This window comes from Alteromonas sp. AO-Serp, assembly GCF_017849675.1.
Classification (GTDB): Bacteria; Pseudomonadota; Gammaproteobacteria; order Enterobacterales; family Alteromonadaceae; genus Alteromonas; species Alteromonas macleodii.
Genome location: NZ_JAFLMX010000294.1, coordinates 1 through 1,537, shown reverse-complemented (window position 1 = coordinate 1,537; position 1,537 = coordinate 1). Strand labels below are relative to the sequence as shown.

Annotated in this window: 2 protein-coding genes; both read left to right on the top strand. The window is 47.4% G+C overall.

Features of this window, described 5'->3' with window-relative positions; translation table 11 throughout:
• A partial coding sequence (locus tag QVA83_RS19115; RefSeq protein ID WP_287498819.1) for a M28 family peptidase occupies positions 1–718 on the top strand: 718 nt, incomplete at its 5' end.
• A 47-nt stretch (positions 719–765) separates the two neighbouring features.
• Positions 766–1,537, top strand: a 772-nt coding sequence (locus QVA83_RS19110) for a DMT family transporter (protein ID WP_287498818.1), incomplete at its 3' end; no start/stop codon positions are given.

The following is a 1,537-nucleotide window of genomic DNA, read 5'->3' as shown; positions in this document are numbered from 1 at the left end:
TTTAGAAGGTACAGATAAGCCAGAAGAATGGGTAATGCTTCACGCTCACTGGGACCACCTAGGCAAAGTTGAGAAAAACGGCCAAACCACTATTTACAATGGTGCGGTAGACAACGCGTCAGGCGTAGCAGGTGTGCTTACGTTAGCAGATGCGCTTTCAAAACGCGAAGAGGGCTTTGCGCGTACACTAATGTTTAGTGCTTTTACCGCAGAGGAAACAGGGCTACTCGGTGCCGATTATTTTGCAAATAACCCGCCGGTACCAACATCGAACATGGTGGCTTTTTTAAACATCGACGGCATGAATGTAAACGATGATGTTGATTACATTTTGCAGTACGGCGAAGGTTATTTATCTATTGAAGACGATTTAGCAACAGCTGCCGCGCTACAAGGGCGAAACGTCAAAATGGATCCGAGACCTCAAAATGGACTGTTCTTCCGCTCAGATCACTTCGCGCTTGCTAAGCAGGGCGTGCCCTCAATTTTGTTCATGAGCTTAGGCGATACCGACCCTAGCTTCATCGCCAAACGCTATCATAAAGCAGATGATGACTACCTTCCAAGCTGGACATTAGGTGGTGTGCAACAAGACTTGTCATTAATTGGCTCGATGCTGAACTACTATGCCCAAGGCGATATGTGGCCATACTGGAAACGTGACTCTGATTTTAAAGACAAGCGCACACAGGCAATGGAAGTGAAAAAGGCAAAGTAATTCACGCTTAACTGTAGGTAGCGATATAACAAGGTAAAGCGACGCTAATGAGTTGGATTTTATTTACGTTGGGCGCGGTAGTTATGCAAACCGTGCGCAATGCGCTGCAGAGCAAATTGAGCGGCGCAGTTAACACCTCTGGGGTAACGCTCTCTCGCTTTATCTTGGCTCCCCCAATAGCGCTTGTTTATTTACTCATTCTCTACAGCGGAAGCGCCAGTCAAGTGCCTGAGTTCTCAGGCTCTTTTATTGCAGTGGTACTGTGTGCTTCGCTACTTCAAATAGCGGCCACTTCTTTAATGGTGATTTTGTTCAAGCAGAAGAATTTTGCTATTGGCGCAGGTCTGGCGAAGAGTGAGGCCTTGGTGGCCGGCGTTGTAGGCATGCTCTTTTTCGGAAGTTATTTAACGCCCCTTGGGTGGGCGGGCATACTAGTAGGCGCAATAGCAGTATTTGTGTTAAGCAGTGGCAATCGGCTCCATGGCATTAGTGTGAAAACCATGGTTACAGGTCTTGCTTGCGGTACCTGTTTTGCGCTGACATCACTGTTGGTGCGCGAAGCCAGTCACATGCTTAATGTTCAGCATACAGTGGCTGCTGCCTGGGTTTTATTGTGGGTGTTATGTGTACAAGCGATTACGTTAAGTGGTTATATAGCGGTAACCAAGCCCTACGTGTTCAGACAGCTAACCAACGCTAAAAAGCAGGTGCTAGCGATAAGCACGGTAAGCTGTTTGGGCTCAATTTGTTGGTTCACGGCCATGGCATTACAACATGTGGCGCTAGTAAAAACGCTTGGGCAGTTAGAGGTGTTGCTTA